Annotated in this window: 16 protein-coding genes; 8 read left to right on the top strand and 8 right to left on the bottom strand. The window is 58.6% G+C overall.

Annotation, left to right across the window (positions count from 1 at the left end; genetic code table 11):
- Nucleotides 1–22: 22 nt before the first annotated feature.
- Nucleotides 23–811: an ADP-ribosylglycohydrolase family protein gene (locus OIL88_08175; protein ID HJI72334.1), complete on the bottom strand. Its 789-nt coding sequence runs from the start codon at nucleotides 809–811 to the stop codon at nucleotides 23–25.
- A 162-nt stretch (nucleotides 812–973) separates the two neighbouring features.
- The gene (locus OIL88_08170; protein ID HJI72333.1) at nucleotides 974–1426 is read right to left on the bottom strand and encodes a helix-turn-helix domain-containing protein; all 453 of its coding nucleotides are present in this window, start codon (nucleotides 1424–1426) and stop codon (nucleotides 974–976) included.
- A 460-nt stretch (nucleotides 1427–1886) separates the two neighbouring features.
- On the opposite strand from OIL88_08170, the gene OIL88_08165 reads away from it, so the two are divergent.
- Nucleotides 1887–2156 carry a hypothetical protein gene (locus OIL88_08165; protein ID HJI72332.1) on the top strand — a complete coding sequence of 90 codons (270 nt, stop codon included), beginning with the start codon at nucleotides 1887–1889 and terminating at the stop codon, nucleotides 2154–2156.
- A 124-nt stretch (nucleotides 2157–2280) separates the two neighbouring features.
- Here the strand turns inward: OIL88_08165 and OIL88_08160 are convergent, their stop codons facing one another.
- From OIL88_08160 to OIL88_08150, 3 genes are all read right to left on the bottom strand, one after another.
- Nucleotides 2281–4734 carry a phosphatidylinositol-specific phospholipase C gene (locus OIL88_08160; protein HJI72331.1) on the bottom strand — a complete coding sequence of 818 codons (2454 nt, stop codon included), beginning with the start codon at nucleotides 4732–4734 and terminating at the stop codon, nucleotides 2281–2283.
- A 305-nt stretch (nucleotides 4735–5039) separates the two neighbouring features.
- A complete protein-coding gene (locus OIL88_08155; protein ID HJI72330.1) occupies nucleotides 5040–5633 on the bottom strand; it encodes a hypothetical protein in 594 nt (197 codons plus the stop codon).
- A gap of 240 nt (nucleotides 5634–5873) precedes the next feature.
- On the bottom strand, nucleotides 5874–6476 hold the full coding sequence (locus OIL88_08150; GenBank protein HJI72329.1) for a hypothetical protein: 603 nt from the start codon (nucleotides 6474–6476) through the stop codon (nucleotides 5874–5876).
- Between the two features lie 377 nt (nucleotides 6477–6853).
- On the opposite strand from OIL88_08150, the gene OIL88_08145 reads away from it, so the two are divergent.
- The 7 genes from OIL88_08145 (at nucleotide 6854) to OIL88_08115 (ending at nucleotide 17604) form a co-directional block, all read left to right on the top strand.
- Complete coding sequence (locus OIL88_08145; protein HJI72328.1) at nucleotides 6854–7486, top strand: cyclodeaminase/cyclohydrolase family protein; 633 nt, start codon at nucleotides 6854–6856, stop codon at nucleotides 7484–7486.
- 2 nt (nucleotides 7487–7488) lie between these two features.
- Nucleotides 7489–8343: a bifunctional 5,10-methylene-tetrahydrofolate dehydrogenase/5,10-methylene-tetrahydrofolate cyclohydrolase gene (locus tag OIL88_08140; protein ID HJI72327.1), complete on the top strand. Its 855-nt coding sequence runs from the start codon at nucleotides 7489–7491 to the stop codon at nucleotides 8341–8343.
- A gap of 354 nt (nucleotides 8344–8697) precedes the next feature.
- On the top strand, nucleotides 8698–10221 hold the full coding sequence (locus OIL88_08135) for a C69 family dipeptidase (protein HJI72326.1): 1524 nt from the start codon (nucleotides 8698–8700) through the stop codon (nucleotides 10219–10221).
- 71 nt (nucleotides 10222–10292) lie between these two features.
- Nucleotides 10293–10709 (top strand): hypothetical protein, encoded by a 417-nt coding sequence (locus OIL88_08130; protein ID HJI72325.1) that lies wholly within the window; start codon nucleotides 10293–10295, stop codon nucleotides 10707–10709.
- Between the two features lie 8 nt (nucleotides 10710–10717).
- Nucleotides 10718–12481 (top strand): AarF/UbiB family protein, encoded by a 1764-nt coding sequence (locus tag OIL88_08125; protein HJI72324.1) that lies wholly within the window; start codon nucleotides 10718–10720, stop codon nucleotides 12479–12481.
- Between the two features lie 431 nt (nucleotides 12482–12912).
- Nucleotides 12913–16704, top strand: coding sequence for a DUF4430 domain-containing protein (locus tag OIL88_08120; protein ID HJI72323.1), 3792 nt, complete (start codon nucleotides 12913–12915; stop codon nucleotides 16702–16704).
- A 9-nt stretch (nucleotides 16705–16713) separates the two neighbouring features.
- A complete protein-coding gene (locus OIL88_08115; GenBank protein HJI72322.1) occupies nucleotides 16714–17604 on the top strand; it encodes a DUF4430 domain-containing protein in 891 nt (296 codons plus the stop codon).
- 159 nt (nucleotides 17605–17763) lie between these two features.
- Here OIL88_08115 and OIL88_08110 read toward each other — a convergent pair whose 3' ends face one another.
- The 3 genes from OIL88_08110 to OIL88_08100 form a co-directional block, all read right to left on the bottom strand.
- A complete protein-coding gene (locus OIL88_08110) occupies nucleotides 17764–18171 on the bottom strand; it encodes a GtrA family protein (protein HJI72321.1) in 408 nt (135 codons plus the stop codon).
- A 219-nt stretch (nucleotides 18172–18390) separates the two neighbouring features.
- A complete protein-coding gene (locus OIL88_08105; protein HJI72320.1) occupies nucleotides 18391–18786 on the bottom strand; it encodes a GtrA family protein in 396 nt (131 codons plus the stop codon).
- 78 nt (nucleotides 18787–18864) lie between these two features.
- Nucleotides 18865–20781 carry a fructose-1,6-bisphosphatase gene (locus OIL88_08100; protein HJI72319.1) on the bottom strand — a complete coding sequence of 639 codons (1917 nt, stop codon included), beginning with the start codon at nucleotides 20779–20781 and terminating at the stop codon, nucleotides 18865–18867.
- Nucleotides 20782–20978: the final 197 nt, after the last annotated feature.

Below are 20978 nucleotides of genomic sequence, written 5' to 3'. Positions count from 1 at the left end.
GAGATTTAGTTTGAGGGGCGCCCTAAAACAGACATCTCTCAATCAGCTCTTTACCGCGCAGGGTGTCGACCCACTCTTGCGGAATTGCGTCCATGCCATAGGCCGTACCCGCGAGGGCGCCGGCGACGGCTGCGGTGGTGTCGGTGTCGTCGCCTAGGTTAACGGCGGCGAGCACGCATTGCTCGTAGCTTTTAGTGTTGACGAAGCACCAGGTAGCGGCCTTAAGCGTGTCAAGCACGAAGCCGCCAGACCTGATTTCGTGCTCGGGTGCGTCTTTCAGGTGGAGCACCCACGAGGGAAGCTCGCCGTTCATCACGCCCCTCATCAGCTCGACAAATATGACGCATGCGTCGGTTGACGTTCTATGGGCGTGCGTAATCGCGGAGACCTCGCAGATCTCTTCGTCCGTCGCGTCGGTGAACGTTAGGGGTGCGATGCGCATGAGCGAGCCGTTGCCGTTGTCGCGCTCGCCGGAGCCACCCTTGCCAGAGCGAAGTGCGCGGGCGGTCGTGCCGCCGTAATCGAAGACGCCGTCTATCGTATACTCGCCGCGGTCAATCCAGCTCACGAACTTATCGCGCATGTCCGCGGTGTCGATGCACCCAAGCTCCCTAATCGAATCGCAAATGGCAAGCGTCATGGATGTATCGTCGCTCCAGGTGCCCGCGGGCTGCCCGTGCGTGCCGTAGCCGACCATGTCGGTGCATTCGAACGTGCCGCGGGGCCTGAACTCATAAGGGACGCCCAATGCATCGCCAACGGCGAGCCCATAGACGCAGTCGCGCACTGTGGCTTTCGGTCTGTCTGTCATGAAAAACTCCTCTTATGCCAGGTGGTGTGAGATGCCATCGGGGTTGGGGTTGCGCATGGCCTGCGATAATGAGTCAGCTCAATTCGGGGCGCAATGAGTCCCAAATTGAGAGAACCCAGCTGTTAGACGTGTCAAATAACAAAGGCAATCGTTGATATCACTTTACACAGCAACAGGTGTCTCTTTCGGGCGCCCCGCCTTTGGCGCGTCGGCGAGTCGTGCCTCGATGGAAGCTTTGGACACCATGCGCTTGGTGCCGTCCTTCCAAGAATCCAACAGCCCAGCATTTATCAGCTGCGATACCCTTGCCGTGCTAACGCCAAGCATGCGAGCGGCGTCCGCTGCGGTGACGGCGGGGATGTCGCCGAGCTCGCGGCTGACGGCCACGGCGATAATCTTGCCGCCGTGTTGTGGCTGGTGTCCAAAGTCCGGCGCGGGAAGATCGACACCGCCCATAAGGTGATCGTCGACCATGCATGCGAGAAAATCGGCGGCGCTTTCGACAGCGTCGTTTAAGTCGGAGCCAAACGTTCCTCCTCCGCCTAGCGAGCCACATGGCACGGCATCGATCATGCCGTCCGAATCAAAGAACTCAAATTCCCATACGTAAACCATGTAAGACCTCCTCTAAAAAGCGATGCGAAATGTGATGAGGATGAGCTATCGAAGCCCTGCCTGCCTTAGGATTCTTTTGGCAATTTGATCCTCAATCTCTCGGTGGCGTTTCACGAGCACGAGTTTATCTCCTTTGACGAACTTCTCGTGATTAGTGCCTCCTTTCGAGATGAAGCCGGCTTCTTCGAGGATACGGATCAATTCGCGTCTCTGCATCTCAGCCTCTTTCAATAACTATATATTAGCACTTCCTAAGGTTTTTAGGCTTAAATCTTAGCCATTGCTAATCCTTTGTTTTGTGTCGCCATTCTTGGATATCTGCAAATATTCCTTGCGGTAGTTAGTTTATTTGCTCGTGCGGACACGATTTAGTGCTCTGCGCACGACCGCGAAAAGGATTTGTGGTGGTTAAAATGTGACCATAGAGGCAGTTTTAGCGAACCTCACGGGAGTGACGCGCATGGACAACAACACGCTGCTGTTCCAGGACAAAGGTTCGGGCAGGTTTAAAGACGTCAAGATCTTCCCCAACCGTATCGAGGTGCTCAAGAAAGGCACGTTCGGTGGCAAGCACACCGAGATCGTTTACCTTAAGGACATCACGGGCGTCAATAGAATCAAAGGCCGCGATGTTTTTCTGCGCAATCGACTGTTAACCGCTTGCGTTTTTAGCCTGAGCAGCCGTGCGAAGGCCCAGGAATTTGTTAATGCGCTGAATATGGTGATGTAGCCTATAGCGGCGTTCGGGCCAAGGTAAAAATCGGGGTGCAGAACGGTATTCTGCGCCCCGATTGAGTTGATGCGTCCAAAAGGTTCAGCAAGCCTATTCGACAACGTCCTCGTTGTTTTCACCGTCACTGGCAAGCATCGCCGCGCCGGCGACTGTTGTCGCCACGGCGGCAGCGGCGAGTCCGGCGGCAATGCCGGAGCCGTCGCCCGTGTCGGCGAGTTTTTCCGCCCGAGTTCTTGCCCTGGTCGCCCTTACCGTTCTTATCAGCGCTGCCTGCGTTGGAACCCGTGCCGCTGCCGGCGCCGGTGCCGCCTGCACTGCCCGAGGCCGCTACGGTAAAGCTCGCGGCCCCGTCGCTGGCAAGCGTGTAGTTTTGCGCCGCGTCGCCCGAAAGCCCATTCGCGCGCACCCAGTACGTTCCTGCGGCAAATGTTTCGCCCTCAGCCATTGCCGTGTCCGGCGCGCCGTTTGCATCGTGCATAAACTCCAACTGCGCCGCGCAGGCATCGTTTTCGAGCTTGCCCTCAAGCGATGCCGTAATCTTAGCACGCACGTCCTCGCCGGCCTTAAAGCCTTCGAGCCCCTCAAAGTGGGGCGTCAGCGCGCGCGGGTCGATATCGATAGGCACGGAACCCTGCAGTTCCGTAACGGTCTCGTTGCCTAGGGCGTCGACATCCACGTATTCGATGGCAAATGCGCGGCCCGAGGCTGCCACGTTAAGAACGTTGTTGCTGTCGGCCAGGCGGAAATAGCCGTCGCCAACGGTCTTACCGCCTTGGAGCGAAGCTTCGCTCAGCGAGCCGCCGTACGTCATGCGCATGCGGTCCGGGAGGTAGCACGAAACTGTCGGCTTGTGCTCCGTATCGTAATTGCGCTGGTAGATGCTCCGGGCCAGCGCCGCATCAACAAAGTCGGATGCGATGATGCCAATGTGCTTGAGGTAATCTGACTTTGTATCCTCGGTGCCGCTGGGGTTGATGTACGGGCTCTTATACAGATGCTCGTTGACTACTCGTGCCGAGGTAAAAGGATTGCCTCCGTGCGACAAGCCCGTGCAGCTGGTGTAGTTGATAGACCAGCAGCGCTCCAGGACTTGCTCCTTGGCCCCGTTATCGTCCTCGACATCTACCTCGTTGCGCGTGCGCCCGGTCGTTTCCTTCAGCGCATTATCGACCCAGCTGAGCTTGTCGGTTCCCGTGAGTTTGTACTTGTCCTGGGCGTATACCTTGGTGCAATAGGGCTCTTTGTCGCCTGTTTCCCCCGCGGCTTCAAAGCCCCGCGCGTCTTGGACGAGACACATAGTGGCGCTGTCGGAGTGAGCCTTGATCTTGTCATCCCATTCGGTAAGGTCGAGGCCCCACGTGTGGCCGCTTACACTGTTGCCGGCGAGCCTAAATCGACGCAGCAGAACGATCTTTCCGCGCACCTCGTGTAGCGTGGGGATTCGGCTCGACGTATAGAACAGTTTGGGGTTGTCGTCCAAAACCTTGGCGAAAGCCGTCGTAACACTTTCGTCGGTAGCCTCGTCGTTGCCTCGTGATACAAGCATGATGAGCGCTTCTGTCGGGTTTTCGTTCAAAAACGTTTTGAAGTAGCCTATGACATCGGAAAGATGCATAAAGTACGCGTCTTTTTTGAGTAGGTAGTAATCCCCGTGGTCGATACCGGGGTCGTCGCCCTTTCCGAGCCGGATATCAAAATAGCGAATGCCTTCGAGCAACTGCGTGGGAATGTAATCCTGCTGGCATTTTACTTGCGAGGATTGGGGCTCAGTGTCGTTGTCCACGCTGCAGGTGCCCGAATCGTGCGTACCCGGGATGCTCAGCTCGTCGAGGAACTTGTTGTCGTCGACGTATTTCATCCAACATGGCCCATCGACGTAGCTGCTGTACGTGATCCAGTCGAGGCTGCTAACCGTGGCATCGTTCTTTTTCATGTCGTAACCGATAAGTTCGAGCTCCCACGGAATGCTCTTACTCTTATGGCAGATCTTATTGTTGTCCTGGTCTTCGCCGTTCGATTCTATTGCCAGGTACTTAATGTCTTTTTTCTCGGTTTCTTTCTCGACCGTGCGGTCTCGGATGATATAGGTTCCGTTTGATTGACGCTCGAACGCAAAAGCGCGGCTGGGCTTGTTGTCATACTCGCCGCCCCATACGTGGATGACCTTTCCATCTTTGTCAGAGTCGTCGTCGACCGACCAAATGCTGTAGCCCGTCTTTTTATGCTCTTCGAAATTGAGCAAGGTGCGGATAGCATACCAGTTTGTATCGTCATTCTTGGTCGTTACGTTCTCAAGGATGAGCTTGCTGGACGTGCCGTCGTTAAACAGGTGGCAGACGTTGCCGCGAACGTTGCCGTCTTGGTTGACGCTCGCGGTGCGAAAATAGCCCGCGGGGCGAAGGCGAATGACGAAATTGTCGAGGCTGTCCGACGGTGCGGGTGTGTTGTCTGCAAATGCCGCTCGCAGGGGAATGCCCGGCGCTGCGGTTTCGGGCAGGCTTGCAAGTGGTGACAACGCCGCAAGCCCTAGGCCCAGCGTAAACGCTCGGCGGCTGATGGCATGGTGTTCGGTCATAACTTCTCCATTCGCAGAGTGCGGTTATGCGATAGTTTTGGTCACTATACTGCCCAGATGTTTAAAGATGCTGGTTTAATTGTCTGCGCGGCGCTATAAATCGGCGGGCGGACGTGTTTGGGTGCTTGCCGTTTTCGTACCGTTGCCACATTTGGGGTGGTTCCGGCGTCCGGCATCCTCGCGTTCGTCAGGTGCCGGCATAAGAAAGGGAGGGTCGGTTTACCGGCCCTCCCTTAGTACGAAACGCTGGGGCACCGTCGCTTGTTTGCACTGCGCCCGTGTTTCCCGCTGCGCTCGCCAGTTGCTTAGCGCTTGATCTCGATATCGTCGAGCTTGACGTCCATGGCCTCGGTCTTGGCTTCGGCGATGTCGTCGGCAAATTCCAGAGACTTCATCATGGTCTCGACGGCGTCCTTGTGCTCCTCGACGTTGTCGATGCTCGCGTATACGCTGCCGCCGCCTGCTTCGGTGAAGTACTCAGTCGTCACGCCGCCCGAGTGTGTATAGGAAGCGTTGCGCCAGGTCTTGCCGTTGTACTTGACGGGATCATTCTCGGTCCACTCAAAGTTGGCCTTCCATTTGGCCTCGTAGTCGAACAGCTCGTCAGCGTTCTTGTCAGAGTCGAAGACGGGGATGAAGCGGTCGCTGGCGTGCTCGCTCTCGGTGAACTTAAACTGGGCCCTATCGGCCGTGTCGCCTGCGACGTCCGTGATTTCGACGCCCTCGGGCACCTCGACCTTAAACCAGATGAAGTCGGTCCTCATATCCACGGCTGGCTTTTCTGCGCCGCCGCCACCGCCACTGCCGGTAGCGCCGCCGCTTCCGCCGCAACCCACCAGGGCAACCGCGGCAAAGAGACTGATGCAGAGGGTGAGAATCGCAAAGGCCTTCTTTTTCATGGTCGTGTCCTCCTCGATCTGTAACCGCCCATGGATTACCTGCCTTTACTGTACGCGTGGACGGCTCGCTAGGGTGGGCCATGTGTCCCATTCTGAGGGCTGGAATTGCGCCGACAAGTGGCAATATGCGCGGGTCCAAAAGAGGGGAGGGCCGATGCTGTCGGCCCTCCCCGGGTTGGGCGCCCGTTGTTTTAATGGGCGCATGCGCGCTGGTGCGCGTAGGCGCGTGCGGGTGTCCCGTTACTTGATCTCGATGCTCGAAATCTCGACTTCGCGTGCCTCGGAAACTGCCTCTGCCATGTCATCGGGGAACTCGATGGAGTTGAGGAGCGCCTCGGCTTCTTTCTTGTGCTGGTCGAAGTTCGAGATGAGGACGTAGACGCTTCCCGGCTCAACGTCGGTAAAGAGGAGGGTTGTGATGCCACTGTTGTCCTCGTACGTTCCGACGAGCCACGTCCTGCCGTTATACTCGACGGACCCGCCATCCTTCCACTGGAACGTATCCCCCTTCTTTTCCGCCTGGTCGGAGTGGGATTCCTCGGCAGTCAGCGCTTTTTTCCAAACGGGGATAAAACGATCGGCCGAGGCGTTCTCGTCTTCGGGGAAGGTGAGCTGGACCCTGTCGGCATTCTTGCCGGCGGAGTCGCTTACGCCGACGCCCTCGGGCATCTCGACCTTAAACCAGATAAAGTCGGTCTTCTTGGCGACGGGGGCCTTTTCCTTGCTTTCGCTCTTGGCGGTGCTGCCGCCTCCGCCCGATGCGCTCCCGCCGCAGCCGACAAGGGCAAATGCGGCAAAGAGGGCGACGCAAAGGGAAAGGATCGATAGGGTCTTTTTCTTCATGGTGGTGTCCTCCTTGTCTGCCAGGGACATCGTGTGCCGCGGATCGCTGGGGCGGCGGTTGCGCGTGCACATGATGACTTTGTTTGCTGTGCGGTGATTCCTCCATTCGTCGTCCGGTGCCGTGATGAGCGTTGCCCCAACATGGGGCTCCTTACCTATATGTATGCCCCAGTTGCCGCTGCCCGGGAGTCTCGAAACGTGGGCCATGTGTCCCATGTTTGCGTTGGCATGGCCTATCGTTCGTCATAGAAATCCGCGATGGCCAGGTGCGCTGACGCCCATGTGCTTATGGGCTAGACTTAGCACCATTACGTGTTCGATGCGGTCGGTCGGCGGTTGCCGCCTGACCGATGTATATGACTTGAAGGTGCGTGCGTATGAGCCAAGAGATGATGGATAAAACCTGTCGAGAGTTTGCCGAGGCACTTGCCGCACGCGAGCCGGTTCCCGGCGGTGGCAGCGCGAGCGCCTTTGTGGGCGCGCTGGGCGCCTCGCTTTGTGGAATGGTCGCTCGTTATGGTGCGACCAATCCTGCGCTTGCCGATCGCGCGGATGACCTGACGCGCGCATTTGCCCAGGCAGATGAGTTGGCCCAGGAGCTTGTCGAGTTGGTTGCCGAGGACGTTCGTGCATATGGGCAGGTGTCCGCGGCGTACGGTATTCCGCGTGGCGATCCGGCTCGAGCGACCGCGATTCAGGATGCGCTGCATGTGGCCGCTATGCCGCCGTATCGCATTATGGATGCCTGCGGGCGTGCACTGGCGCTGCTCGAGGACATGGCCGACAAGGGTTCGCGTCAGCTGCTGTCCGATGTGGCGTGCGGCGCCGTGTTCTGCCGTTCCGCTATGCAGGGCGCGAGCTTGACGCTCTTTGCGAACACCACGTCTATGAAGGATCGCGCTCGTGCTGAGGAGCTCGAGACGGCGTGTGATGAGTTGCTCGACATGTGGTTGCCGCGCGCCGATGCGCTGGCGCGCCGCGCCGCCGACGCCGCAAGGAAGAGGGGATAGCCATGGCTGAACTGCTGAAGGGTGCCCCCGTTGCTCGCGCTTTGACTGAGGAACTTGCTGCTCGCTGCGTGGCTTTGCGCGAGCGCGGCGTTGTGCCGACGCTGGCTATCGTGCGCGTGGGTGAACGCGAGGACGACCTATCCTACGAGCGCGGTGCGCTCAAGCGCTGCGAAAAGGTTGGCATTGAGGCTCGCCGCGTTTTGCTTCCCGCCGATGTTTCGCAGGACGAGCTGTTGGCGGCCATCGAGGACATCAATACCGATTCGTCTGTTCATGGCTGCCTGATGTTCCGCCCGCTGCCCGCCGGCCTTGACGAGGACGCGGTTGCCGCGGCACTCGATCCTGCCAAGGACGTTGACTCCATGACGCCGGCTTCGCTGCTCACCACGCTTTCGGGGCGCGGCGAGGGTTTTGCCCCCTGCACAGCCGAAGCCGTGCTTGCTTTGCTGGATCATTACGGCGTTGAGCTGGATGGGGCCAAGGTCGCGGTCGTTGGTCGGTCGCTGGTGATTGGCCGTCCCGTTGCCGCCATGCTTACGGCTCGCAATGCCACAGTGACGACGTGCCATACGCATACGCACGACCTTGCTGCCGAGTGCCGTGCTGCCGACATTGTGGTTGCCGCCGTTGGACGCGCGCGTACGATTGACGTGGATGCGGTTCGAGAGGGCCAGACGATCATCGATGTGGGCATTAATTGGGACGAGGCCGCTGGCAAGTTGGTGGGTGACGTCGATTCTGATGCTGCGGAGCCGGTCGTTAACGCCATCACGCCCGTGCCGGGCGGCGTGGGCGCTGTGACGACGGCGATCCTCGCCAAACACGTGATCGAGGCGGCCGAGCGCGCATCGAAATAGGCGTTTTGGGCTGTTTGAGGGGTTAGCTCTATACCCCGTGGACAAAAAATGCCAAATATGAGTACTGTTGCCAAGATAGTCACATATTCTTTAGGTCAAATAGGCTCTCTAACGATATTTATTATCGATAAAGAGCCTATTTTATTGGACCTATGAGGAATTACATCATCTAATTTTTGAACAAATGTAGACTTTTGGCACCCATACGTAGCAAAATTGATGTTACTAAATTGGTGACAGTACTCACATTTGGCATTTTTTGACCACAGGGGTTGCCAGCGCCGCGGTTTCGCCCTTTCTGCGCCGAAGCGATACACTGTTGCCGTTTGATTTCTTCGCTCAAGGAGGATGCGCATGCCGTGCACAACGATTTTGGTTGGTAAGAACGCGAGCTACGACGGGTCGACGTTGGTTGCCCGCAACGAGGACTCGTCCAACGGGGTGTTTGAGCCCAAGCGCATGCGCGTGGTGCATCCCGACGAGCAGCCGCGTGTCTACACGAGTGTCCTGAGCCACCTGACCGTTGAGCTGCCCGACAATCCCATGCGCTACACGAGCGTCCCCGATGTTGTTCCGGGCCATGGCATCTGGGCCGAGGCTGGCTTCAACGAGCTCAATGTCGGCATGTCTGCAACCGAGACGCTCACCACCAACGAGCGCGTCCGCGGCGCCGACCCGCTCGTGGACTACGTGCCCGCCAAGGGCAACGAGGGCGAGGACGGATACGTTCCGGCGCAGCCCGGTGGCCTGGGCGAGGAGGACATGGTGACCCTGGTGCTGCCGTATGCCAAGTCCGCCCGCGACGGCGTGCGTATCCTGGGCAACCTGCTCGAGCGCTACGGCACCTACGAGAACAACGGCATCGCCTTTAGTGATGTGGACGAGATCTGGTGGCTCGAGACCATCGGCGGTCACCACTGGATCGCCAAGCGCGTGCCTGACGACGCCTATGTGACCATGCCCAACCAGCTGGGTATCGACAGCTTTGACCTGGATGACGCCGAGGGCGTCCAGGTCGACCACATGTGCTCCGCCGACCTGCGCTCCTGGATGGCCGAGTGGCATCTGGACCTGACGCTGGGCGTCGAGGGCGACGGTCCGGCCGCGGTCTTCAACCCGCGCGAGGCCTTTGGCTCGCACAGCGACAGCGACCACGTCTACAACACGCCGCGCGCCTGGTATATGCAGCGCTGCCTTAACCCCAGCGATGTGTGGGACGGTCCCGAGGCCGACTACACGCCCGAGAGCGACGATATTCCCTGGAGCCGCGTGCCCGAGCGCAAGGTGACCATCGAGGACATCAAGTACGTACTCTCGAGCCACTACCAGGGCACGGAGTACGACTGCTACGGCAGCAAGGGCACGCCCGCCACGCGTGGCGCCTATCGCCCCATCGGCATCAACCGCAACAGCCAGCTCGCTGTGCTGCAGCTGCGCCCCTATGCGCATCCGGCCTACCGCGCCGTGCAGTGGATGGCCTTTGGCTCCAACTCGTTTAACGCGCTGGTCCCGCTGTACGCCAACGTCGAGACCATGCCCGAGTACTATGCCGACACCCAGGCACGCGTGACGTCCGAGAACTTCTATTGGGCCAACCGCCTGATCGGCGCCCTGGCCGATGTTCGCTTCCATGAGTGCGGTCGCGCCGTCGAGGACTACCAGGAGAAGGTCGGCGGCATGGGCCACAAGCAGCTCCATGACGTTGACACTGCTGTAGCCACCTTGCCCGAGGCCGAGGTACCTGCCGAGCTCGCACGCGCCAACGAGGCCTTCGCCGAGCTTGTGCGCGCGGAGACCGATGCCCTGCTAGGCAAGGTGCTCTACACCACGAGCTGCGCCATGAAGAACTCCTTCGCGATGAACGATAACATCAGGTAAAACGCTTTGTCGCTTTCGCGCAATCTTGGGTACAAGAAGGCCAATGCAGTTGTTCATGATTGGAGCCAACCATGGTTATGAAATTCGATCAGCTTGTTAACGGCGCCATCAACGTAGGCTTTGGCGCTGCTGCCGTTGCCGTCGAGGGAGGCAAGAAGGTCCTCGACGACCTCAACGCCAAGGGCGAGCAGGTGCGCAAGGACGCTGATACCCCCGATATCGCCCGCAGTGTGTCCGACATGTTCGAGCAGGCCGGCGGTACCATCTCCGATCTGACCGAGCGCTTGGGCATGCAGGGCGAGACCGCGGCCCAGCGCGTGCTCGACGAGCTCATCCTTGCCCGCGTCCGCGTTATGACCGCCCCCGAGCGCACGGCTTTCCTGACCCATGTGCGCGACATCGTCGATTCGGTCGAGGACAACGTGACCTCGGTGCCCGTCGAGTCCGTTGAGCCCGACGATGCGAAGGATACCGAAGAGGCCGAGTAGCAGCGCAGATGGCAGATCCCACCACCGATTACAACAATCTAGATCCCTTGGGTGACGAGGCGGCGGTTGTCGATGAGGTCGATGCCGTCGTCTCGGGCGCTCGCAAGAAGCCGCGCGCTGTCGATATGGTCCCCGAGGAGCCCGACGCGATGGCGCCGGACGAGGAATACCAGCTCACGCCGGCGGGTCGCCGCGAGCGCATCGGACAGATTGTTCGCCTGGTCAAAAAGTACCGCGTGTGGGATAACCTCACGCCGGTTCGTTTGCGCCGCCTGCTCGAGGAACTCGGCCCCATGTTCGTCAAGATGGGGCAGATTCTGGCCAACCGGTCCGAGATTCTGCCGCAACGCTTTTGCGACGAGCTGCGTCGTCTGCGCTCCGACGTGGAGCCGGTGCCGTATGAGGTGGTGCTCCGCTGTCTGGAAGAGGAATACGGCCTGCGCTTGGGGGAGATGTTCGATGCGATCGACCCCAATCCGCTTGGTAGCGCATCGCTCGCACAGGTACATCGCGCTCGTCTGGTGACGGGCGAGGACGTGGCCGTCAAGGTTCAGCGCCCCGGTGCGCAGCAGGTTATGGCACAGGACATCGATATCATCCGCTCGGTGGTGCGTATCGTTTCCAAGTTCGTCAACACCGATCAATTCGTTGACCTGCACGGCGTAGTCGAGGAGCTGTGGACCTCGTTTCGCGAGGAGACCAACTTTTTGGCCGAGGCCAAAAACCTCAACGACTTCTACGAGTTCCATAAGAGCGTTCATGGCGTGACGTGCCCTAAATCCTATCTGGACCTGTGCACCGAGCACGTGGTGGTTATGGACTACGTCGACGGCATTTCGATCGCCGATCCTGAACGCTTGGTGGTCGAGGGCTATGACTTGGAAAAGATCGGTGCCGCGATTGTCGAGGACTACTCGACGCAGGTGCTCGACGACGGCTTTTTCCATGCCGACCCGCATGCGGGAAACATCATCCTCAAGGACGGTATTGTCTACTTTATCGACTTGGGTATGGTCGGACGTATGTCGAGCCATGACCGCGGTATCGTCAAAGACATGATTTTCGCCGTGGCCGAGGGTGACGTGCCCAAGCTCAAGGATTCGCTCATGCGCTTTGCCGTGACGCGCGGCGATTCGGCCGAGCTTGACCATTCGGCCTTTTTGTCCGACTTGGACTTTATTGTTGCCGACTTTGCCGGGCTCGACCTTAAAGACCTGGATATCGGCGAGTTTTTGACTTCGCTGTTAAACCTCGCGCGCAAAAATGACGTTGAGCTGCCGAGCGTGGTGACGATGTTCGCCCGCGGCATGGTGACGCTCGAGGGCCTGTTGACCGAGTACATGCCCAACGTCAACATGATCCAGATCATCCAGACGCACATCAAAAACGAGAAGAGCACCTACGCCCGCATGCGCGAGATGAGCCGCGATCTTGCCGCGAGCAGCTATCGCGCGGCAAAAGGCTCGCTCGAGGCGGCCGAGTATCTGGGCTTGGCTTCGCGTATGCTTACGCGCGGCCAGCTTAAGGTAAACACGCAGATCATGAGCAGCGATAAGGCGCTGCGACAGCTGGGCGGAATTATCGACCGCATGTCGATGGCTATCGTTATCGCCGGCCTGTTTATCGGTTCGTCGGTGGTGTACTACGCACGCATCGAGCCGGTTGTGTTTGGTATCCCAGTCATTGGCTTTATGGGCTACGTGAGCGCGCTGGTGCTGGCGCTTATGCTGGGTCGCAATATCTGGCTCAACAGTCACGGCGGCAAGCACTAGAGGCTGCGGCCGTCACCGCATTTTCCTATCGCAAACAATAGCTTTTACCTTGGGCTTCGCCTGCGTGCGAGGCCCTTTTGCGTGATAGCATATTGACGGTTTTAATCGATGGCCTAGATGGTGGTGCGGAGACGCACGAATGCGCGGTTTTCCTGCGCGTTTGGGAGAATCGGGGTGCAAGTCCCCGGCTGTACCAGTAACCGTAATTCCTCTTGGCTCGGGATGTTCGCGTCGCAGATCGGACGGCGCGCCCGAGTCGTTAAGGTTAAGTCGGATCGCCTCCCATCTTGCATGCGGCTGCGGCGTATGCCGCCGGTGTGCATAGGGCTCTGGAGGGAAGGGGGACCCCGATGGGGGAACTCGAGCGCAACATGCGCGATGACGTGGGGCAGCTTCAAGGCAACGCTCCAAGTACAGACAGTAGGAGACAAATGGATATGTTTGAGGACGAGTGCCAGCGTGCCTCGCTTCGTCGCCGTGGCGTAATCGCGCGCGGCGTGGCAAAGCGCTGCCTGGTGGCATTCCTGGCCTTCGCGATGGCCTTCAGCACCACGCCGGCTCAGCTGTGGGCCGAGGGTGCCGAGGGCATTACCGACGCTGTGGCTCAGGCTACGACGCCAGGCGAGGACGCAGCGCTTGCGGGCGGTACCGCTGAGCAGAGCGGCGCCGAGGTTTCGGATTCCGGGAGCGCGCCTGCAGCTAGTGCCGCCACTACAGAGGCAGCAACTGGCGACGAAGGCTCGGCGACGGGGGAGAGCCCTGCCACGAGCGAGCAGTCTTCGACGGCATCCGCTGGCCAAGCAGGATCTGCCGCCGCGGCTGCCGTCCAGACAGAGAACCCGACAGAAACTGGCGATGTCGTCAAGAAGCAAATCGAGGTCTCGTTCTCGATTATCGGCACCGATGCCGACGGCAAGGCTCAGACCTGGGTGGCGCCTACGCAGCTCAAGCTCGACGAGGGCGCGACGGCTGCGGATGCCTTCATTAAGCTGCAGGAGAAGACGGGCTTCAAGGCGAAGTACGATCCGAACACGGCATACGGTTTCTACCTCGAAAGCATCACCTCCCCGAGCGATGGCCGCACGCTTGCCTACGATCCGACGACTCATGCCTACTGGCAGCTGTTCGTCGACGGCGCGTCTTCCTCGGTTGGCGCGAGCAGCGTCAAACTCACCCAGGGGCAGAAGATTGAGTTTGCCTTTACGGGTGGTAGCGCGTCCCCTGTCGTTAAGGACCAGCTTGCTGCGAATGTGACCGTCATTGGTCGCGATGCCCAGGGCAAGACTCAGACCTGGGTCGACAACGCGCAGTATGTGGTGACGTCCGGTTCGAGCGCGCTTGATCTTACGAAGGTCGCGCTCGAGGCGAACGACATTGACGCCGTTGCTGCGGGCTCCTTCATTCTGAGCCTTAAGTACAACGGTGTTGAGCTGGGTACGCCCCAAGATTATTCGACCTATTGGCAGCTGTTTATCAACGGCAAGTCGAGTGACTATACGGCGGACAATGTCACCATCCATGCTGGCGATGCCGTCACGTGGTTCTACGGTGGCTGGGGCGACCAGTTGCCGTCCGATTCTGTCCATGCTTCCGTTCAGGTGCTTGGCAAGGACAAGGACGGCAAGCAGCAGGTTTGGGCTTCGACGGGCCAGACGGGTCTCAAGGCGGGCTCTACTGCTAAGGACCTGTTGGAGCAGACTGGTCTTAAACTCAAAGCTACAGAAGAGTCTTGGGGTTGGTACCTTAGGGGCATTACCTCGCCGCTTGACGGTAAGACCTATTGTGGCTCTGATGCTGCGACCAATAGCTATTGGCGCTTCTACGTAAAGGGCAAGTCCGACGCAAAGTACAAGTTCGCCGACGTTGGCGCTGGTGCCTACGAGCTCCATGAGGGTGACGCCGTCACCTTTATGTATGCTGGCGACAGCGATGCCCTCCCTGGTCAGGTGCTTGGATCCGCCGATATCATCGGCCCCGATGTCAACGGCAACAATACTCGCTGGGGCTCGGCAGGCAATGTTTCCCTGCCCGAAGGCTCTACGGCCCAGGACCTTATTGAGACGGTTCTGAAGGCGAAGGGCATTGATTACAAGGCCTCCCAGAGTGGTGCATACTGGTCCATTACTTCGCCGTTCGAAGACAAGTCTTACGGCTATGATGGTGCGACCGGTAAATACTGGCATCTGTATATCAACGGAGAGTCCTCATCTCTCTGTGCCAACCAGATTACGCTCAAGAGCGGCGATAAGGTCACGCTTGCCTATGCCACCGATAATTCGCCCATGCCCGATCCCGACAAGATTGTCGTGGATCCGAGCGCGACGACTCCTGATTGGGATGCCGAGTGGGCCGGCTACGGCAACAGTGGCAACGGTTCGACCGTAACGGATGCCAAGACGCCTGCGCAGGCCGCCGGTCTTAAGTGGGCCTTCGATTGGAAGGCCGAGTCTGGTCAGCAGTATGCCAACTGCAGCGAGCCTGTCATCGCTAACGGCTTTGTGTACATCGCGACCGAGAACGAGCTCATTAAGATCGATTCGTCCACGGGCAAAAAGGTTGCCTCTGCGCCGCTTGCCTCCAAGGTGAGCTATACCTCTCGTCCGATCTATACCAACGGCCTTATCATCGTTCCGCTCAACGGCGGTGCGGTCCAGGCGATTACTGCAGACAAGCTGATCTGCAAGTGGCTGACGCCTGGTTTGACGGACTTGACGCAGAGCTCCTGCACCGTCGTTTCGGACGGCGAGTACGTCTATGTAGGCTCGGTCGATATTTCGTATGACGAGAATTACAACGCGACCTACGGCAACGGCTCCTTTGCGCGCATTAAGATTGCCACGGGCGAAGTTTCTTGGCAGAACATCGACCCTGCCGAGGGCTATTACTGGACTGGTGCGGCTTTGACGGATAAGTATGCCATCGTTCCTACGAGCGCGGGTACGCTTAAGTGCATTGATAAGACGACGGGCGATGTCGTTTCGACCATGAAGCTCGGCGCTGTCGCAAATGCCGATTGCATTGCCGATCCGTCCAATGGTTCGACCTTCTATCAGATGACGCACGACGGAAAGCTCCATGTGATTTCGCTTTCGGCGAAGGGCGTGCTGAGTGAACAGAAGACGGTTGATCTGGGCCTTACGAATAATCTGAGTGCCCCTGCGGTGTCTGGTGACAATCTGATTGTCGGCGGACAGACGGCTACTGGCTCTGCTCTGGTTCTCTATAACCTGAAGACGGGTAAGACCACGATGGTCGCTGCTGCCGACGGCAAGGCGCTGCCGGCTGGCCTCAACGGTATTGCTGCTACTCCGCTGGTGAGTGTTCAGGGCGGCAAGACCTATGTGTACTTCACCGTTAACAGCGCGGATAGCAAGGATTACGTCAACTACTCTTCTGGTGGTGGCGTGTATCGCTATACGCTCGGCGATGCAGAGGCGACGCAGATTTATGATGCGGCTGGCCATTACCAGTACTGTGACTCTCCGGTCATTGCCGATGCTTCTGGCAATCTCTACTACATTAATGATTCGGGCACGCTGTTTAAACTTGGAGCTGTCGAGTCTTGGACGGTTGCCTTTAACTCCAACGGCGGGTCTGCTTGCGACACTAAGTTTGTTGCTACGGCCGATGGCAAGCTGGTCAAGCCGGCCGATCCGACGCGCGATGGCTACACTTTCGGCGGTTGGTATACCGATGAGGCTTGCACGCAGGCGTATGACTTCAGTACGCCGGTAACGGCCGATCTGACGCTGTATGCCAAGTGGACCAAGAATGCCGTTAAGCCTGGCGGTAATGGCGGCGCTGGTTCGAATGGCGGCGGTTCTGGTACCGGTGCTGGTTCCGGCACTGGCGCTGGCGCGGGTTCTGGCTCCGGCTCGAAGGGCGGCGCTATTGCCCCGGGCCAGAAGCCGGTGACCAAGACGACGGTGTCGACTAAGACCGAGGCCAAGGACAACAAGTCCAACAAGAAGGACTCCGATAAGTCCGACAAGAAGGACGAGAAGAAGTCTGACAAGAAGTCTGACAAGAAGTCCGATTCCAAGTCCAATTCCAAGTCCGATTCCAAGTCCGATACGGGTGCTGCTTCCACGACCACTGCTAAGAAGTCCTCTGGTGCTTCCGAGCAGGAGACTGGCACCAATCCGCTCGCCATCGTCGGCGTTGCCGCCGGCGTCATCGGTCTCGCCATCGTCGGCGTGTTCGTGTTCACCAAACGTCGGTAGGTGAGGGCTGTGTCCAATAAATCCAAGGACGCTGACCCCAAGCAACCAGATTCCTCGTTCATTCAGTTCGACGATTCAAAGCAACAGGGCGCCGCTTCGACGGCGTCCGCCCCTCGACGGAAGGCGCTTACTGGCGTCCTGACCGCCGCGTGCGTTGCGCTGATTGTCATATCGCTGGGCTTCGTCCATCCTTCCGAGAGCGGCGCCTGGTCCATTGACTGGATCGTTCAGACTGTGACGGGGGAGAGCGTCGTCACCAAGGACACCAAGGCGTCTGGCTCGTCTGCCGCTTCGGGCGAGGCCAGTTCCAAGGATTCCAAGTCATCGAATGACGCAAAAGATGAGTCCAAGTCCAAGGACGATTCCGAGTCTTCGCACAAGGAATCGGATAAAAGCTCGGATAGCAAGAAGTCTGAGGACCAGGACGGCAAGAAGTCTGGCGATAAATCTGCTGCCCAAAATACGGGAGCCGGTGATACTTCCAATGTGTCTGGCGGTGCTTCTTCGGGCGGTGGCCAGTCGTCTAATGGAGCCTCATCCTCTAATGGTGGAAACGCCTCCTCGGGCGGCCAGAGCGGCTCACAGGAGTCTAACTACGTTACGGTGACGGTTTCGGTCACATCGAGCGCTGTGGGCAATCCTGTGTCCTCTGGTGGCACCTTTACCTTTAACGAAGGCGCTACTGTCTACGATGCCCTGTGCGCGCTGGGCCTTTCTGTCAACGCACATGGCTCGTCGTACGGCACGTATGTCTCCGCGATTGGTGGTTTGGCCGAGAAACAGCACGGCGGCACGAGCGGCTGGATGTACTCCGTCAACGGCACAACGCCCATGACGGCCTGCAGCAACTACGTTCTCTCCAATGGTGACAACGTGGTCTGGTATTACGTGACAGGCTAGAGGCCTCGACATAGCGCGCCAGACGGGCGGTTCGGACAAACATCCGGGCCGTCCGTTTTTCATGCGTAGAGGACTGGGTCGCCGGGTCTCTCGGCAAACAAAAAACCGGTTGGAATGGGAATTCCAACCGGTTATACATTCAAGCAAATAGTGAATCGACTACGACCGTGCGCCCTCGAGGAAGAAGCGGCGGCTGAAGTAGTTGTACCAGGTGACGAGGAACGTGGCGATGGCCTTCATGGCTTGGTAGCCGATGCTCAAAAACGTGACGCCCACAAACATGTACAGGTCGTTGAGGCCCAGACCGATCACCGACAGGATGGTGAAAATCGTGAACTCGCGCTTGCGGCTCATGCCTTCGCGGTGGTCGAACACGTACTTCATGCTGAGCCAGTAGTTGACCACGACGGACGTGATAAACGAAACCGTGGTGCTCATCAAAAAGTCGAGGTGGAACAGCTCGACGAGCGCAATGAGCATGCCCCAGTCGATGCCAAAGGAGATAAGACCCACGACAGCAAACTTGAGGAACTGCTTGGTATGAGGTTGTGCCAGCGCCTTGCGCACGTAATCACATCCAATGCGTTGATGAATCGAGCAGAGGATACTTTAGAGCTTTTACAAGGGAAACGTAAGGTCTTTGCCAAGAACTATATGAACTCGCCAAATTTTCAAGAGCTAATCCGCAAACGTTGAAAATTTGCCCGTAAACGAGCGACACCCACGGACGATACTGCGCTGAGTGCGCGTCGTCCGTGGGCGCCGTAATGCTGCAGGGGTTTCGAGCTATTTTGTCTCGTCGCCCTCCAGGAAGATTTTTCGGGTCACAAAGTTGTAGACCATGACAAGCGCGGTGGCGCAGATCTTGGCGATATTGGCCTCGAGTCCCAGGCCGGCGTTGAGCGCCAGCACGATGCCGTCGTTGAGCACCAAACCGATTACGGACAGCACGACAAAGATGATGAACTCGCGGCGGCGGCTCATGCCTTCCTTGTGCGCAAACACGTACTTCATGCTTGCGAGGTAGTTAAAGATGAGTGAGATGATAAAGCCGCTGGTGTTGGCGATTAGGATGTTGAGGCCGAGACCGTAGTGGAGCAGATTCATAATGCCAAAGTCGATAACCGTGGCAATGACACCGACGACGCCAAATTTCATGATCTGCGCAAGGAGCTTTTGCATGGTACCTGCCTTAAGCTGGCGCCGAAGCGCCGCGGGGATGACAAACTCAGCAAGTTTAGCCAATCCCCGCGGGTGGTGCTAGGCGCGCTCCTCGATAGCACCGTTTCTATATGCATCGAGCAGCTGACGCAGGTCTTGGATTTGGCTGCGGATCTTGGCGCCAGTATCGGTGTCGCTCACCATGCGGCGACGGTCCGCTTGGTCAAAACGGTTGGTCTCGCTTTCGATGTCCACGTTGCGCGTGAGTGCCTCGGCAACCGTCGTAAAGGCCCGGTGCGACTTGAGGCGGCAGCCGCGCGAGCTCGAGATGAGCGTATAGCCGGCGATACCCGTCTTGGGATGGTAAGCGCGGCAGAAGCCGCCATCGATGACCAGCAGCTTGCCCTCGGCGCGGATGGGCTGCTCGCCCTTGGTGGTTTTAACGGGCGTGTGGCCGTTGATGATGTGGCCGGTCGGCGAACATGCCATGGGCGCGACGCCAAACTCGCGCATGATGTCATCGCAGACCGAGGGCGACTTGGTAAGCGTAAAGTACGGGTCCATCGGCTCGACCCAGGTGCTCTTATCGGCGATATAGGCGCGCTCAAAGGTACGCACCAGGCGTCCGCTGGCGGGTGAGTTAAAGCCAATCCACAGGTACCACATCCAGTCGAGAGCGTCGCGGTCGCCCACGCGCCAGGCGCGGCGGGCGATGTGGTCGCAAAAATCGAGATAATCGCGGCCAGCGTGCCAGGTGCCCAAGCAGTTCATGCTGCTAAAGGTGCCGTCTTCGTTGAGCGGAACGCAGCCGTGGAAGAGCAGGTTGCCGTTGGCGACCTTGTACATCGAGCCATGGGAATAGAGGAAATCGATATGGCGATGCAGGTGATCGGCGGTGACAAACTCGGACACGAGCTTGTCGATGATGTGCTGCTCCTGGGGCGTGAGCGTATAGGGGTCCGCCGGGTCGACGGTGGGGAAGTCGTTGGTCGTGAGCGGCCACACGCTGCCGTCGGCGAGCGTGACCGTGCCGGTGTCGCGGTCGATCTTGTCGAGCAGCAGGCGGTCGGTCATGTCGAACTCGGGGTGGCGCTGGATAATCTGGCCCTCGAGCTTAAAGAGCAGCACGTTGATGGCCTTGATCAGCGGGGTGATGGGCTCACCGGCGGTGTAGGTGGCATCGGCAAAGGCGACGAGCTCGCGCAGCGAGATGCCGTAGTCGTTCTCGAGAATCTCGTAATTGTCGTAGCGTAGGTTGTTGCGCAGCACCGTGGCGATGCAGGCGGGCTCACCGGCCGCAGCGCCCATCCACAGCAGGTCGTGGTTGCCCCACTGGATGTCGAGCGAATGGTAGGTGAGCAGACGGTCCATAATCTTGGCCGCGCCGCCGCCGCGGTCGAAGATGTCGCCCACCAGGTGCAGGTGGTCGACGGCCAGCCGCTTGATGAGCGAGGCGAGCGACTCGATAAAGTCGTCGGCGCTGGCGGTCTCCAGGATGGACTCCACGATGCGCTCGTGATAGCGCACGCGATAGTTATTCTCGTCCGGGTGCGTGTGCAACAACTCGTCGATGATATAGGCGTAGTCGCGCGGGATGGCCTTACGCACCTTGGAGCGCGTGTAGCGGCTTGAAAGTGAGCGAGCGACCATGATGAGCTGGTCAAGCATCGTCTTGTACCAGGTGGGCGAGTCCTCGCGCCGGCTGCGGACCAGGTCGATCTTCTCGCGCGGGTAGTAGATGAGCGTACACAGCTCGCCCTTTTCGTCAAAGGAGAGCGTGTCGCCAAAGATCTCGTCGACATGTTCGCGCACGACGCCCGAGCAGTTGTTGAGGATGTGCATAAAGGCTTCGTACTCGCCATGCACGTCGCTCATAAAATGCTCGGTGCCCTTGGGTAGGTTGAGGATGGCCGAGAGGTTGATAATTTCGGTAAATGCGGATTGTTCGGTGGGGAACTGTCTCGACAGCAGGCGCAGATACTTAAAGTCTTGCGGATTGCGATCGAATGCGACCATGAAACACCTTCCGATGGGGTTGGTAAAACTGATAAACAGCGTCAAACGTTTATCAGTATGCGCCGCTTTTGTTTCGATTGGGGGTGGGAGGTCGAATTGTTGGCCGAACGGTTTGGTAAATCGATTTAGTTGAGGTAGATGTGTTGGTCGGGTGGAGACGACAGAAGGTGTTTTCTCAGATAATTATGCGTGGAGCC

The organism is Coriobacteriaceae bacterium (assembly GCA_025992855.1).
GTDB lineage: Bacteria > Actinomycetota > Coriobacteriia > Coriobacteriales > Coriobacteriaceae > Collinsella.
Note: the sequence above shows the minus strand (reverse complement) of the source record. Positions and strands in the feature narration are given on the sequence as shown.